The sequence below is a fragment of the Aliikangiella aequoris genome (assembly GCF_053709105.1).
This window is the reverse complement of record NZ_CM132298.1, coordinates 3,402,365-3,417,576: the sequence shown is the minus strand read 5'-3', so window position 1 is coordinate 3,417,576 and position 15,212 is coordinate 3,402,365. Positions and strand designations below refer to the sequence as shown.

Genomic DNA, 15,212 nt, shown 5'->3' with positions numbered 1-15,212 from the left:
ATCGATTTAATAATTTTTCGTGGAGTGGATTTGACGCAAAAGCCGTGCTCATTTAATTCGTATAAACATAATTGAGCGAGCGATAGAAAAACTGAAAGCGGCGCAAAGAAGGTGCAATGATAATGAATGTGAATGATGAAACAAAAAGTGCTTTGCTAGAAGATATTAAGAATAGTTTTAACGATGTGGCCTTTCCATCCCATCTAGGCTTACATGCTGCCTTAGCTAAAGATAACTGGATTAAAGATGTAGAGCAGCTTAAGAAAATTACTTTAGTTCAGGATTTTAATGGTGATTGGATTGATGTACCAGAGGAGCATCTTGAAAAAGGCTGGAGTTTAGCTCCCACTTATCTTGACTCTGTAGGTGTCGCATACTACTTACCCGCATATATGGTAAGAGCTTTGAATGAGCCTACCCCTAAAAAACTAAGCACAGTATTAACATTTGTTGACCCAACTCCTTATAGGGGAAATGAGCTGTACAATCATTTTTGTGAACGATTTAGTTTGTTTGGTTTGAGAAAGAAGAAGGCGTGTAAAAATTTTCTGATTTATATGAAATCGCTATTACAGCAAGCTCAAAAGTCGACATCTATAATAGATGAAATACTCAGTCATGAGTTTTGGGCGAGTGTTTAGAAAAAAAGTAATCATGGACAGTCATATTAAGCATATCAAGCAGCTGCGAAAAGTGGCGCCGAAGCCGATGACGACGAATGCAACGATGACAAGAATAAATGTGACGAACTCAATAAAAAAGTGCAAAATGCTAAGAATAAAGTTGGTGGCTTAGGTAAATGCAAAACGAATATGTCACAAGGAAAGTTAAAACATGTAAAGCAAGCTTGGTTAGATTTGGCTATGGCTCGAACTCATCGAGACGAAAAATGTTGGAGCGGAGGAGATGAAGGCCATCAACAGGCGCGAGCTTCTGCATGGAATCATGTTGCAAGATGTACGGCGATGATACAATGAATGTAATAGAGCTATTTAAATCTTCCTTTGGAAGCAGAGCTAAACCAGAGATTCTGACAGATTCACGACAACTGACAGAGGACGAAATGAATGAGGTTCAGCAAATTGAACAGTTGGACTGGGATAATTTAGATTGTGAACTTTTGAAAAGATCATATGATGTTTTGAATTGGTTAAGTCCAGAAGCATTTATGTATTATTTGCCACGAATCTGTGCAGTTGGTGTCGAGGGGGATAAGAGGGATTTTTTAATTTACGACTCTTTACTTCAAATGCTTGATAGAAGTCCGAACGAGGGTTACTGGGATGATTTCTTCAAAAAGCGTTTCCTTGGATTAAGCAAACAAGAGTTAACAGTAATTCAGGAATGGATTTTTTGGTTAACAGAAGAGGAGAATTTGTTTGACGAGTTGACAGTTGAAAGATCTATAGAGACGCTTGAATTGGTAAAAAACAATTTAACACATTAAAAGAAGATATTTATATTATTACTAGTACTTATTCCTTCAATACTGCTTAAAAGTAATCGTGGACAGTCATATTAAGCATTCCTAAGCGCGGTGGTGGTTTTAAAACTTGTTATCCGGTGTTGTAATTATGTTTAATATTAAATTTCAAGTTAGAGACATAAACTCCCTAACACCTAGTCAATATGACAAGGAACCTGCATACGATGCAGAGTTTGATGATGTTAACGCACTACTGTCAGATATTTGTGAGCTTATGCAAGTTGAAGGTAAATTCTCATTCTCTGTAAGTGGCTTTGGAGACTTACGTTGGCCTGTTGATATTGGGACAGATTTTTGTACGTTTCTCGAGCAGTTACCCGAAGCTTTTGATCAAATTGATAAGGATTCTGGTGAATTTGAAATAGATTTCTATGAACAAGGACTTGAACGAAGACTGGTCTTTTCGATAACGGGGCAAGATATTGTAATAGAGTGCTTGAGCGCTACCAATTGGAATCCAAGCCCTTCTAGAATTACCTTGGGTAAAGAACAAGTAAGAACTCTGCTATCGAATGTTTATAATAACTTTAAGGAGTTCGTCGGGACATCCTTTCCTCTTTTAACAAGCCATAAATGGTTTAAGGAGTACTAACTCTTCTTGAAATATAATCCGATGCCCAGTGTGCTGAGCTACTTTTAACTGCTGCTAATAATAGGGGGATTACGTTATATTTTCATAGGCGAAGGTTAAACATTAGTAATGTGTCGGAGAATATATTGAGAGCCAATGTAAAAAAGTATTTAAGACTAATAGTTGTTTCAATTTTAGCGACCTTATCTGTTGCCATGTTAGTGATTTTAACATGGCAGCTCTATTGGACTAGCGATTTGGAGAACTGGATATATGTCGATGCTCAAGTCGTAGATATACAGGTCAAGAGAAAATCAGCATCTATCGAATATAAGTATCATTTAAACGGTGATTCTTATATTGGTAATAGATTAGCTTTTCTATCCGAGGGAACAATCTTGGACAAAGATACTATTACTCAGAGTTTTAATGCAGGCCAAATTCTTCAAGTGTTAGTAAACCCTAATTCACCAGATATGAGCGTAGTCTTACATAGAAATATTGCGTTTGAATATATTAGAGCCTATCTAATAATGGCATTATTATCAGGTTTACTTGCATTTTTCTTATGGAAGAGAAAAACTGATTAGTGTGGCTTCAATTTATTAATACCTTCCAAAGCCAATTATCAGAAATGACCAGGGCATTTTGCTATCTGAAATTCTACTTTTCAGTGATGCGAATAATGGGGGGATTACAAAATGACACCTTTTGTATTGGACGATGTCGAACCAGTTGAAGAATGCGAGGAGTGTAGTCAATGACTGTAGATAAATTTCTAGAGCTAATGAAGTTTCCTGCTCAGTGGATTTCATGGAATATGTATCCAGAAGCGTTAGCAGAAATACAATTGAGCGAATATGAGAGTGGGCACGAAGATAGTTCAGAACACACTCGATTTGGAGCGTTTAATTGGTGGATAGCTTATGCTTGCTCTTTCGAGGAAATGGAAAAGTTAGTAAAGCTGAGTTACTTGGACTCTGATCAAGAAATGGCAGAACGCGCCCGTAAAAGAATGGTTAAGTCAGCTTACTTTAATTCTAAAATGTTAACTCGGTAAGTCCGTAAGTCGGGTCGATTAACCCGACAACTCTGGTTGAAGAAAGTAATTGTGGACAGTCATATTAAGAGTTCTTCCCAGGGCAATACTTTGATACGGGTATTTTCAGAGTGACCCGAATGGGCTTAATGGGGAGGGGCACTCTAACATTCGGGCATAGAAGCTAAAGAATTTTAAAGAGGGCAAAGCAAGTGGGAAGAAACCCGTTAATACTGCTGCTTACAGTTTTAGTGATTATTTTTTTAGTCCCAAACCATTGGATAGTTACTTATCCTAGTGAAGCGTTGGATAGAGTTTTGTTGCATAAAGATTATTCCAAATTGAAAGTCGATTTAATAATTTTTCGTGGAGTGGATTTGACGGAAAAACCCTCCATATTTCTTTCGGTTTTGCGCAACGATAATGACCATTTATTTGAAAAGCTTGAGCCGCTTATCTCGAATGAAGAAAAGCCTTACATTTATGACTACTTAGATTCGCATTTCACTTTAAGCGAATCGTATAAGCAAAGGTTGACTGATGGGCTGAAATTGGAATGATTAATGTAAGATTTTGATTGCGTAGTTGGTTGGACTACACCGTGAATTTCTATTGAGAAGCTAGCTTCAGTAGGTGTGGGGTACTAATCCCAACAACATTTATACGCACTAAAGGTTGATTACTGTTTTTGGCTCGCTTATTCTTTAACCAGAATATATAAATGCTTAAAAAAAGAAGCTAAGTGTCAATTGAATGAATCAAATTATCTATGAAGTATTATGGTGGAACTGGTCTTACTTAGTTTTACTTTTATTACCAATACTAGTACTAATCTATTTAGTTATTCCTAGCTTTAGAAAAACAAATACTCTCGTTGCTGTTAAGTTTAAGTACCTTAATCTCATAGTATTTTTGGCAGTTTCAACTCCGCTCTTTATTAGTATTTATTACGATTCTATGCTCTTTACTCAAAAGCAATCTAGCAACTATCAAACATTGAATGCTCAACTGCTTTCGAAACAACGCTACTCTAATTCAACTAGGTTAAAGTTTCGGAATATTGACAATAATGAACTGGTTTATCTTGATTATTATGATTCGAAGAATGCGACTCGCTGCTATCAGAATCGATTATTTCAAGCAGATGTTTTGGCGGTTGGAGAGGTTTATTCGATCGACTTTTTTCACTCCGATTATATTATGCAAGACGATACTATTTACGTTTGTATTGTCGAAATAAGAAAGTAATGGCTAGTTTTTCACGCTACTACATAAGTTAGGTTTATCGTAGATCAGGTTACTAACCCGACAACAATAGCCGCATAGAACGCAGATCAGAGTGTTTGATGTTGGGGTTTGTGTCTCTACTCAACCTAAGAGCATTTCTATTAGCATTTAGAAACTATACCCTTCATGCCCCCCGCTGCAATGCCGTAAAGCCCCCAAATAGGCAAGCTTGTAATCAATTTTATCTGCCAGTTTTAATTCTCGGCAAGCCTAAAAGGTTTGTGAATGCAGGCTTCATGCAAAAATAAAGTAAGAATGACAATTAAAGCTTGCCTTTATCGATTACGTTTGTAATACTTTGTTCCGTAGATTACGCATGTAATCTTTCGGTTTAACTTTAGACCCAATGACCCGATTAATTTTTGAGTTAAAACATGAAAATAAGTAATTCAGAGAAAAATATAATGGATGTGCTTTGGCAGACCGCGCCACTTAACGCCAAGTCGATCATTCAACGCCTAGATAGCAATCTCGACTGGGAAGCTAAAACGGCTAAAACTTTAATAAACCGACTGCTAAAGAAAGAAGCAATTGGGTTTGAAAAGAATGGTCGCGAGTATTTGTATTATCCTATTATTCAAAAACAAGAATATGTTGAACAGGCGAGCGAAAGTTTCTTGAAAAAGGTATTTGATGGCAGTGTAAGCTCCTTAGTTGCCGCATTTGCGAAACAAGAAAAGCTTACCGCAGATGATATTCAGGCACTCAGGGATGTATTAAACCAAGTTGAAAACAAGGAAGATAAATAATGAGCTTTTTTGTTGAAATCCTATTAAGTAAAGCCATTGGTTGTTTGGTTTTAGTTTTACTCATTCTTGCGCTAAGACCTTATGTATTAAAATATCTTAATGCAGATTTTTCTTATAAACAGTGGCTGGTTATACCCCTATTTTTATTGATCCCCTTTAATCTAATTGATGTTTTCACTAGCTCACATTCTCTGATTATTTTTCCTCACAGTGGCGTCAACTTAAATCAAGTTTTACCCATCAATAATGTCGAACAATGGTTTTCACTGTCTTTCTTTACTGTATGGTTAGTGGTTCTGTGCGCGCTAGTACTGGATTATGCTAGCAGATACCTGCGGTTATTAAATTCTCTAGAGCCACTTTCGCTTAATTTCAATATTGATTATTTATCTGAAAAGCAAAAGCAAATATTAAACAAGACGGTGATTTGTCATTCTTCATTAATTAAGACACCGGCGGTTTTTGGTATATTTAAAGCCTATTTAATTTTACCAGTAGACTTTAAGTTAATGCCTCAAAGTCAGCAAAAAATGATATTGCTGCACGAGCTGTTTCATATTCAAAGAAATGACTACCGAATTAACTTCGTAAAAAATATTATCAAAATAATTTTTTGGTTTAATCCTGTATTTTTAATTGCTGATAAGTACTTTGAAGCGGATCAAGAGCTTGCTTGTGACTTAGACGTGATGAGAAAGCATCAAGATATTAGTATCAAACAATATGGCTTAACTTTAATTGAAAACGTTCAAGCCTCAATGAGTTCAAATTTAGTCAATCAATGGAACTACCAATCGTTAATAACGGAGAGAATTACAATGTTAAATAAAAAACAACAGAAAAGTTGGCACTCATGGTTTTTTGGAATATTTGCAGCAGTGTCTATTTGGGGTGCAGCAACAGTTACTATCGCTGCCAGTGCAGAAGAAGCGAAACCGATTAAAGTGGTTCAGCCTAACTACCCTAAAGAAGCAGCTAAAGGCGGAGTAGAGGGCTGGGTTCAGTTCGAATTTGATTTGGACGCTAACGGCACACCCGTTAATTTAAAAGTTGCAGACTCATCACCTAAAGGTGTGTTCGACGACGTATCTAGAGCGGCAATTAGCCAATGGAAGTTTAAAACCAACGGCGGCCATCAAAATAAAAAATATACACTAGAGTTTAAAGTAAATTAATCAGTAATATGATTTAAACATTTCATTGACGACTACAGCTAAGGCCCGCTAATGTGCGGGCTTTAGCTGTTGTAACAGTTCACAAGTTCTGCTTTTTTATTCATTCTATTTAATTCCTTAATTGACAGATATCTCTTACAAAGATAGAGTGACGCCTGGTTGAATATTAGGCAATGAATCAACAGTTAATATAACGCGAAAAATTAAACTTAGGCATTGTTATGCGTCTAACGTGCTTAGTTTTCTCCTGTATATTTTAAATCTTTTTATTGGCTACTAGACACTTCATTCATATATAAAGGAAATATTAATGTTTAAATTTAAGTATTTATTCGCGCTTATTATTTGTTGTTTTTCTTTTAGCGCTGCAGCAGAGACCGATTGCTACAATGTAGAGCAAACAACAGTCGCTCAATGCGAAGCTTTAAAAGCAGTGTGGGAAAACACCAATGGACCTAGTTGGAATGATTCAGAAAGTAATTTGTGGATGCAAACTAACAATCCATGCGAATGGGATGGGGTTTCTTGCTGGGGTAGCAAAGTCGTTTACTTGTTACTTGGTAGTAAAGGTTTAAATGGCACGCTTCCGGAGCTAAATGGTCTGCCTGAGTTAAGAATATTCGATGTCGGTAATAATCAGCTACAAGGCAAGGTTCCTGATTTAGCGAAGAATAAAAAGTTAGAAAAAATTTACCTACACAATAATCAATTTATGGGGATAGTACCTGATTTAAGCGATTTACCCAATCTTGTTAAATTTGTTGCTTTTAATAACCCTGATATTGATGGACCTATAGTCTTTAACGACAACCCATCAGCACAACCGCCGGTAGTTCATAACACCAATCTTTGCCGCTCTAGAGTGATTGACTATAAGCATTGGACTAGTTCAGTAGAATATTTAGCGGCTTGTAATGGGTTACATCCATTTTATTATAGTGATTTAAGTTTTTGGGAAATAACGCCTAATGATAATAAAGATGATAGCGATGGATTTAACCAATTATTAAAAATGCTGTATTACGCGCAAGGCGAGTATACAACTGATGTGACATTATACCTAGAGTCGGGCATTTATGACTTTGACCAAAGTTTAACAATAAATAAACTCAGTAATATTCGTTTTCTAGGTGCTTCAAGCCCATACGCAAATGATATGTCGCAAATCATCTACCCTAATCCATCTCAAACTTTGTTCGTAAAAAGCGATGCGTTCAATTTGTTGTGGGACATGCAACAAGGCGCAATGGTCTCTATATTTGGCAGTAGTAATATTCAGTTTGAACAAATTGTCTTTAGAGGAAAAACCGACAGTCTTAGTGGTAATAATAATAAAGACCATGGGATCACTAACGTCAATAGCTGTGGAACAAGCGTTTTAAAAAGCGGCTTTGCTAATTTTGGTGCTGCCGCTATAGCAGACTACTCTATCGATCACAATATGACTGGTATGCCTTGTGACGGACTAAGTGGGGGAACGTTAATAAAAGAGAATGCATTTTATAATGTTTGCAGTTTAACCACCGCAAATGGTCGCGAAGGCGGCACACACTTAACATTAGAAAACAACCAGTTTGAAAATTTAAAATGTGGTTTAAAGTTCCATTCTCGTCGTCACTTAGAGAATAACTGGGATCAAACATTAACGATAAGAGAAAACACCATTAGTGGTCCTGGAAGTGATTATATGGGCTACGCGAATGGCATTGAAGTCTCTGGCTATTCTAATGTGTTAATTGAAAATAATCACATTAGTCATGGACCAAATAGTGCTATTGCACTGTTCGCTTATCAAAATAACTTCACTGTGGATGATTTTAATTGGGGTAGTATTCGAGTTGAAAACAACACTATCGAAAATTATCAGCAAGCGATTTATGTTTATAATGAAGCTAAAGCCAATGGTTTCCAGCCTACCGCTAGTCAAATTGAATTAAAGTTTAATACCATTTTAAGCAGTTGGGGTTCAATGAATAAAGCGCATATACATTTCATTGGAGACGGTTATTGGGAGTCGAGCATTACCTCAAATGAAATACACGGCGGCCAGTATGATATTTGGGTTGCGCCTTGGGGAGTAAACGCGCAATACAATACGTTCTTTCCATCGCCTTAAATTTTCAGCTTTAGAAACAATCATCTAAACCCTAAGCCGAAGTAAGTTATTGCTTCGGCTTTTTCTTTGTTGACTATTTTATAAACAGGGCTTAGTATTTATCTCATAAAATAATAATTACCAGAATGGAGTCGGTGATCAGAAGCGAGGGATTTTGCTTTGTTGTTCAACTCTTTAACCTTTATTGCCTTTTTTGCGGTTGTTTTAGCATTTCACTATGCGCCATTAACCTGGACCAGCAAAAAAGTTAACTTGCTGATTGCAAGCTACCTCTTTTATGCCGCGTGGAACCCTCCTTTTGTACTTTTGCTATGGCTCTCAACGGTAGTTGATTGGCATGTCGCTAAATGGATCTATAGCGCTAATAGTAAAGCGCAAAAACGTGCTTTTCTAATTTTAAGCTTGCTCACTAATCTTGGGATCTTGTGTTATTTTAAGTATGGTGGCTTTTTACTCGCCAACTGGGTTGAGCTAATGCGGCTTGTTGGAGTTGAGTATGTAACACCTGATTGGTCTATTATTTTGCCAGTTGGAATAAGCTTTTATACTTTCCAAACCATGGCTTATTCGCTAGATATTTACTTAGGTCGCGCTAAGCCGGCCAAATCTTTGCTCGACTTTTCTCTGTTTGTCACTTTTTTTCCGCAATTGGTTGCAGGCCCAATTGTGCGACCCACACAGCTTATTCCTCAGTTCGCAATCCCGCACTTAGCAAGTAAGCAGCAATTTGGTTGGGGTTTAAGTTTGATCGTTTTAGGTTTGTTTCAAAAAGTAGTTATAGCAGATGGTTTTTTAGCACCGGTGGCAGAAATGGTGTTTGACTCTCGAGCGCCGGTAGCAACGCTCGACGCATGGGTTGGTACGCTCGCATTTGCAGGCCAAATATTTTCAGACTTTGCTGGTTACAGTACTACAGCAATTGGTGTGGCACTTTGTTTGGGGTTTTCGCTCCCAACGAATTTTCGCTTTCCTTATGCTGCACTAGGCTTTTCAGATTTTTGGCGGCGCTGGCATATTTCATTGTCTACCTGGCTACGCGATTATCTTTATATTCCTCTTGGTGGCAATCAGCAGGGCCTAGTAAGAACTTATATTAATTTAATGCTCACCATGTTACTAGGCGGCCTATGGCATGGAGCAAATTGGAATTTTGTGATTTGGGGGGGCTTACACGGCATCTTTTTAGCTAGCGAACGCTTTGTTAACAATAACTTTTCACTTAGTCATTTAGCTAAAAATGTGCCGCTTAAATTTACTTATTGGCTGGTTACTTTTATTGCGATTAATGTTACTTGGGTATTTTTTAGAGCTAAAGACTTTCCCAGTGCAATCACTTTAGTAACGAGTATGTTTGGCTTTTCTGCTGAAAAAAGCGCAACGCCTGTACCTTACCTGTATTTGCTTGAAGTTAGTCTTATTATGAGCTTGCTAGTTATTGCTCATTGGCAAATGCGAAATACAAGTTTAGAGCAAGTAGTCGCTAAACTACCCGCATGGTTAATTTCAGTTTTATTATTTGCTATGGGTTTTCTTATTATTATTTCACAAGGATCTGGCGATGCCTTTATCTACTTCCAATTCTAATATTGAATATCGAGAGATTCCATTTCACCAATGGAGCCAGCATTTAAAAATCGCATTAATCATGTTAGTTGTTGCTGTGTTAGCTTGGGAATGGCTTGCACGAAAGTTAGAACATACGCCAGGTAACTATGCCGATGGTTTCGACGTTATGTGGGCCGAGGAGAGGCGCAAGCTAGATATAAAAGATCATCAGATAGACGTGGTAATTTTAGGTTCGAGTCGTATTTTATGGGGAACCGATTTAAATCTGTTTGAACAACAGCTTGCAACACGCCCACTACAGCTCGCATTACCGGGCACAAGCCCTGCCTTAATGTTTGAAGATATTGTTACTAATACTGACTTTAATGGTGTGGTTTTAATGGGCGTGACCCCGGGATTGTTTAATGCCATTGGCGAAGGAGCATTTGGCGGTAAGGCATTAAAAACTTACCGTAGCGAAACGCCCTCACAGTGGTTTGGCACACGAATTTATCGCGGGATATCAGACTACTTTGCATTTATCGATCATGCTTTTTCTTTGTATGAACTGCTAGATCATTATCTTGTGCTGCCAGAGCGGCAAGGAGCGAAAGAGCCACCAAAAAGCGGCTGGAAGTTGGGCAATATTTATCATCAGCGCCAAACCGATATGTGGGCACCGGTTGAAAAAGTAGGCAGTTTTGATAATGTGCAAGTCACTATGTTTTGGCAAACCGTCGGAATGGTCAATCCGATTCCGGCTGAAAAAACGGCAAAAATGCGTGAGTCGACCGTTAAGTTTTTTGCTCCGTTAATAAGTCAATTTAAACAGCGCGGCGGTGAAGTTATTTTTGTTATGTTGCCCTCAAGTGGACCATTGCTCGATGCATATAAAAAAGGCACATATGAGAAAGACGTGTGGCACCCTATGCTAGAAACATTTGATGTAATAGGAATAAATTCACTGGAATACCCACAATTATCTAGTCAACTTGAAACGCCAGAATGGTCTCACCTGTCGCGCGCTAGCCAAGACAAATGGAGCTTAAGTTTTATACCGATATTAGAAGATGCTTACCAAAAGAAATATCAAAAATCGTTTAAAAAACGATTAAGTAAAGGAGAATGATGGAAGATAGTTTTTTACTTTAACTAACGGAAAAAGCAATTTTTTCCTAAAAGCTAATATCTTAATTAAACACCCGGAACTTGAACAATAATTTTAATTGCCTGGCTTTTTGGCTGCCCTGGCTTATTTCTTTTGGAAAAAATTGGTGAAGCAAAACTTATTTTACATTAAACACCACACAAACTTTTAACCCATGCGGCTGAACGTTTTGAGCGACTATGCTGCCATGGTTAAGTTTAAACGCTCGCTTTGCTATGGATAAACCCAGGCCGACGCCACCGGAACGCCTATCGCGATCTTCTTCTGGGCGGTAAAAAGCATCAAATATTTTGTCTAAATGCTCTTCTGCAATGCCGGGACCAGTGTCTTGTATACAGAGCTCAACTGAATTATTTGATGAAGTTAAACTCACGTGAATTTCGCCTTGCGGTCCACTGTAACGTATGGCATTACGAAGTATATTTTCAATACCACTTAACATTGCCGATCGCACGCCAGAAAAATAAATATCGCGGGATATGCTGCTATGGATTGTAATGTTAGATTGCTCTGCTTCAAATACACTGTCTTCGAGAATATGCGCAAGTAGCTCGCTAAAATTAAAATGCTCGCGTTGGTTATGAATTTCTTGTGACTCTAAACGCGATAAGGTCAGTAAATTAGTAAGCATTTGATTAATGCGGTCAGCCTCTAGCTTTATTCTAGATAAGTCGGGTTTTACTTCATGAATGTTTTTTTGATTTGCTATTCCTAATGCCAGTTGTAATCGCGTGAGCGGTGAACGTAGCTCATGTGAAACATCGCTTAGGAGTTGCTTTTGCGAGTCTAAATTTTGCCTTAGCGATTCCGCCATCATTTGAAAGTCACTGGCGAGTTCGCCAAACTCATCGCTACGCTTGGTTAACGCTTTTATTGGTTGTTGGTAATCAAGATTATTGGCCAGCTGGTTTACTGCTTGGCGTAGCGATTTAATGGGACGGGTAATAAACCAAGCAAGCGCAAAACTTAATGGAAAGCTAACTAAAAAAACCGTAAACAAAAGCGTGTGGGTGAGCTCTTTAAAAAATCCACCAATGTAATGACGGCTGATAAAGCTCACTTTTTGGTGACGGTAAATCCAAATGGTTTCACCTTTGTAGTCAAAGCTTGCGCCGCCGTAAAAGGCAACACGCTTTAAATGCACACTTAAAGACTCATTCGATTTTTGAACTTGCTGATGAAGTTTTAGAACAAGCTCTGGCACGTCGCGGTCAAATAGCTCCTTGCCATTTTTGTCGAGTAGGTAGAGTGACTTTAAGTGTTTTTGTGAAATGCGATGAGTGCCTTTTTCTAAAACACTAACCGTTTTCTTTAAGGTAAGCTTTAAAGATTTTTCTATTTTTTGAGGGATAGGCAAAAAGCGAATTTTATCGCTATTCATATAGGCAACAAAAAGGTTGATGGTAAGAATAAGAATCATGCTTAACCAAAACCAACCGAGTATTTTCCAGAATAACCCCAGCTTAAAGAAACCTTTGACGTTACTATTTAAATTAAGCATGTGACCACTCTAAATATTGGTAGCCACTACCGCGAACGGTTTTAATACGTGGCTTGTTGGGCTGAAAGTCGCCAAGCTTTTTACGTAAATTGCTTAAGTGCATATCAATGCTGCGATCGAATGGCTGGAGCTTTTTACCTAAACAATGTTCGCTAATATTTTCTTTAGTAACTAAATGACCCGCGTTTTTCATTAACAAAGTGAGAATCTCAAACTCGGTAGAGGTGGTTTCTAGCGACTCACCATTGATACAAACAGAGCGGTTCCGGTAATCGAGCTTTACTTTATCAATTGTAATACTGTCATCGGCTTGTTGCTGTTGTGCGCTAAGTTGAGTTCTGCGAGTTACTGCGCGAATACGCGCTAATAGTTCGCGTGGATCACAAGGCTTGGGTAAGTAGTCATCTGCCCCCATTTCTAGGCCAATGATTCGGTCGATTTTTTCACCCTTAGCGGTAAGCATTATCACCGGAATCTGTTGGGTGTGACGCAGTTCTGCCAAGGTATCAAAACCATTTTTCTTCGGCATCATCACGTCGAGTATTAGAAGCTCAAATGTTTCACTGGCTATCCGGCTAAGGGCATCTTCTCCGTTGTGAACACAAGCTACGCTAAACCCCTCTCGGGTTAAATAGTCTTGTAAAAGCTGACATAGTTCGACGTCGTCGTCGGCAATTAATAATTTACTCATTACTGCGGCTCAAGATTTTAATGTAAACCCAAAAAACATCAAATTGCGCTGTTTAGCGATTTTCGCTGGGTTAGTCGTGCTGTTGTTTGTGATCAAGATAATAGCATATTACTAGCTAAGAGATGTTTTGATGCAAGCCTTTACAAAATCTTTACACTCTACTGACGTTGCTTTGCACTGCCTAGCCTATAATTTTTAGCGTATTCACCCCAGCTAGTATTTAGCTATTGACTGTTAATTGAAAAGGAAAAACTCATGAACCTAGCAAAAAGTATAGCCGTTGTAGCATTATCAGGATTTTTATTCAGCACTGCTGTTTCTGCAGGCCCTCACCATAAAGGCCATGGCGATAAGCAACAGCATAGAACCCATCGAATGTTAGAGGCGTTAGACTTAACTGAAGCGCAACAGGCAGAAGTTAAAAAAATACACAGTGAAGGTAAAGACGATCGCAAAGCTCAGCATAAGCAAATGAAGTCGCTTAAAAAGCAATTACATGGACTACTCCAAGCCGAACAAATAGATGAAGGTGCGATTAAAGCGGTATCGCTACAGATGGCGGAACAAAAAGCTGATATGTTGATTAATAAAGCGAGAAAAAAGCAACGGGTTTATGCATTGTTAACGCCTGAACAGCAGCAAAAGTGGCAAGCAATTGAGCTTAAGAAACAAGCCAAAAAGAACAAAAAGATGCGCAAGCATCAAGCGGAGCGCGCTGAATAAAGCCCACATTGAATACTGCAAAGCCTTATTGGAAAGTAAAAATTCCATTAAGGCTTTTGGCGGTTTAAGTGCTGTTTTTAAAGTATATTTTCAATGGGTATAATATTATTCAAGCCTTTGCCAAGCGTTACTGCCGAATGAAAGTCGTCTGCCATTCGCTGGCTTTCTTTTAATATGTTTTGCCAGTAATTAATGCGAGTTTTTTCATCTAATTGAGTAAAATCGGTGCGATCAGATATTTTACTAAATGGTAAAGCGGCAACAAATTCTGGCGAGGGTGTGACCATCACAACGTTAGCATAATTAGTCGCAGAAGCATTTCGACGTTTTAGCCCTTTGTCAAACCAACCTGGCTTTACGCTTGGGAAAAAATGTGGGTAAAGCACAAGCTTGTCGGTTTTAAAATTTAAATCAAGGTGATAATCAATAATTCCGCCATCGCGATACACGCCTTTTGGCGCGCCGGGAATGTCTTTTACACCACGTAGAACTAAAGGAATAGAACCAGAAGCAATTAAGGTTTGGTGGACATTGTTTGCGGTGAGCGGAATATATTGGGTGGGTAAATCATCAAACTCAAAGTAGGCTTGATTAAAACTTGCGTTTTTGGTGTAAAACACAAAGCGTTCAAAATGCTTTTGAATAAAGCGACGTGAAAAGGCATTAGCGGTTGCTGCCGTGACTAGCCCCGTCATTTGTACAAAGCGCTTTTCTGAGCGGTTTAAACCTTTGGCGCGCGCGACAATAAAATGTGATTGAGCTAACTCACTATTGGCCAGTTCATTTTCGCCAGAAGTCCCCAAAACTTTATCTAGCATTTGTACCGCTTTATCACTAATTTCCTGTGCATCGGGTTTTGCGGAGTAAGTCTCGCGCGAATAGTAATGGGCTAAACGAGTTATCGCTGCCACTGGATCTTCTTGTGCAAAACAAGCCATGCGCCAAGAGCCAGCAGATGAACCTATAGTGTGAATTGGCTGACTACGATTGGCAAAAAAGTCGCCAAATAAATAGCAATCTAACCCGAACAAAGTAAACCATTTGGGGCCACCAGAAGCGCCGGCCATTACATTAAACAGTTGCTGATGCAGGCCTTCAGATTGAATTTTTTGGAGTGCATTTGCGCCGGCATAAATGCTTATTGATGATGTCATATAAAGA

At 38.4% G+C, this 15,212-nt stretch carries 15 protein-coding genes and 1 pseudogene; 13 read left to right on the top strand and 3 right to left on the bottom strand.

Going from position 1 to position 15,212, the window contains the following annotated elements; all coding sequences use genetic code 11:
* The first annotated feature begins 122 nt into the window (after positions 1 to 122).
* The 12 genes and pseudogenes from ACUR5C_RS14810 to ACUR5C_RS14755 all read left to right on the top strand — a co-directional run bounded on the left by ACUR5C_RS14810 (position 123) and on the right by ACUR5C_RS14755 (position 11,097).
* Complete coding sequence (locus tag ACUR5C_RS14810) at positions 123 to 641, top strand: DUF6714 family protein (protein ID WP_454465951.1); 519 nt, start codon at positions 123 to 125, stop codon at positions 639 to 641.
* 90 nt (positions 642 to 731) lie between these two features.
* Positions 732 to 977: pseudogene (locus ACUR5C_RS14805) on the top strand (hypothetical protein); the annotation flags it as partial.
* Positions 974 to 1,447: a hypothetical protein gene (locus ACUR5C_RS14800; RefSeq protein WP_454465950.1), complete on the top strand. Its 474-nt coding sequence runs from the start codon at positions 974 to 976 to the stop codon at positions 1,445 to 1,447. The pseudogene ACUR5C_RS14805 and the gene ACUR5C_RS14800, both read left to right, overlap by 4 nt.
* Before the next feature lie 127 nt (positions 1,448 to 1,574).
* Complete coding sequence (locus ACUR5C_RS14795; protein ID WP_454465949.1) at positions 1,575 to 2,078, top strand: hypothetical protein; 504 nt, start codon at positions 1,575 to 1,577, stop codon at positions 2,076 to 2,078.
* Between the two features lie 125 nt (positions 2,079 to 2,203).
* Positions 2,204 to 2,647, top strand: a complete 444-nt coding sequence (locus ACUR5C_RS14790; RefSeq protein WP_454465948.1) for a DUF3592 domain-containing protein — start codon at positions 2,204 to 2,206, stop codon at positions 2,645 to 2,647.
* Positions 2,648 to 2,817: 170 nt separating this feature from the next.
* Positions 2,818 to 3,117: a hypothetical protein gene (locus ACUR5C_RS14785; protein WP_454465947.1), complete on the top strand. Its 300-nt coding sequence runs from the start codon at positions 2,818 to 2,820 to the stop codon at positions 3,115 to 3,117.
* A 732-nt stretch (positions 3,118 to 3,849) separates the two neighbouring features.
* Positions 3,850 to 4,344: a hypothetical protein gene (locus tag ACUR5C_RS14780; RefSeq protein WP_454465946.1), complete on the top strand. Its 495-nt coding sequence runs from the start codon at positions 3,850 to 3,852 to the stop codon at positions 4,342 to 4,344.
* Positions 4,345 to 4,757: 413 nt separating this feature from the next.
* Complete coding sequence (locus tag ACUR5C_RS14775) at positions 4,758 to 5,132, top strand: BlaI/MecI/CopY family transcriptional regulator (protein ID WP_454465945.1); 375 nt, start codon at positions 4,758 to 4,760, stop codon at positions 5,130 to 5,132.
* Positions 5,132 to 6,307 carry a TonB family protein gene (locus tag ACUR5C_RS14770; RefSeq protein WP_454465944.1) on the top strand — a complete coding sequence of 392 codons (1,176 nt, stop codon included), beginning with the start codon at positions 5,132 to 5,134 and terminating at the stop codon, positions 6,305 to 6,307. The genes ACUR5C_RS14775 and ACUR5C_RS14770 overlap by 1 nt, the downstream gene beginning before the upstream one ends.
* A 310-nt stretch (positions 6,308 to 6,617) precedes the next feature.
* Entirely contained in the window at positions 6,618 to 8,423 is a 1,806-nt protein-coding gene (locus ACUR5C_RS14765) for a right-handed parallel beta-helix repeat-containing protein (RefSeq protein ID WP_454465943.1), read from the top strand.
* A 159-nt stretch (positions 8,424 to 8,582) separates the two neighbouring features.
* Complete coding sequence (locus tag ACUR5C_RS14760; RefSeq protein WP_454465942.1) at positions 8,583 to 10,007, top strand: MBOAT family O-acyltransferase; 1,425 nt, start codon at positions 8,583 to 8,585, stop codon at positions 10,005 to 10,007.
* The gene (locus ACUR5C_RS14755; RefSeq protein WP_454465941.1) at positions 9,982 to 11,097 is read left to right on the top strand and encodes a hypothetical protein; all 1,116 of its coding nucleotides are present in this window, start codon (positions 9,982 to 9,984) and stop codon (positions 11,095 to 11,097) included. Before ACUR5C_RS14760 ends, ACUR5C_RS14755 begins: the two co-directional genes overlap by 26 nt.
* A 157-nt stretch (positions 11,098 to 11,254) precedes the next feature.
* On the opposite strand, the gene ACUR5C_RS14750 is transcribed toward ACUR5C_RS14755, so the two are convergent.
* The gene (locus ACUR5C_RS14750) at positions 11,255 to 12,637 is read right to left on the bottom strand and encodes an ATP-binding protein (protein WP_454465940.1); all 1,383 of its coding nucleotides are present in this window, start codon (positions 12,635 to 12,637) and stop codon (positions 11,255 to 11,257) included.
* Positions 12,630 to 13,328 carry a response regulator gene (locus tag ACUR5C_RS14745; RefSeq protein ID WP_454465939.1) on the bottom strand — a complete coding sequence of 233 codons (699 nt, stop codon included), beginning with the start codon at positions 13,326 to 13,328 and terminating at the stop codon, positions 12,630 to 12,632. Before ACUR5C_RS14745 ends, ACUR5C_RS14750 begins: the two co-directional genes overlap by 8 nt.
* 255 nt (positions 13,329 to 13,583) lie before the next feature.
* Between ACUR5C_RS14745 and ACUR5C_RS14740 the strand changes: the two genes are divergently transcribed.
* On the top strand, positions 13,584 to 14,051 hold the full coding sequence (locus tag ACUR5C_RS14740; RefSeq protein ID WP_454465938.1) for a Spy/CpxP family protein refolding chaperone: 468 nt from the start codon (positions 13,584 to 13,586) through the stop codon (positions 14,049 to 14,051).
* Between the two features lie 77 nt (positions 14,052 to 14,128).
* On the opposite strand, the gene ACUR5C_RS14735 is transcribed toward ACUR5C_RS14740, so the two are convergent.
* Positions 14,129 to 15,205 carry a patatin-like phospholipase family protein gene (locus tag ACUR5C_RS14735; protein WP_454465937.1) on the bottom strand — a complete coding sequence of 359 codons (1,077 nt, stop codon included), beginning with the start codon at positions 15,203 to 15,205 and terminating at the stop codon, positions 14,129 to 14,131.
* Between the last annotated feature and the right edge of the window lie 7 nt (positions 15,206 to 15,212).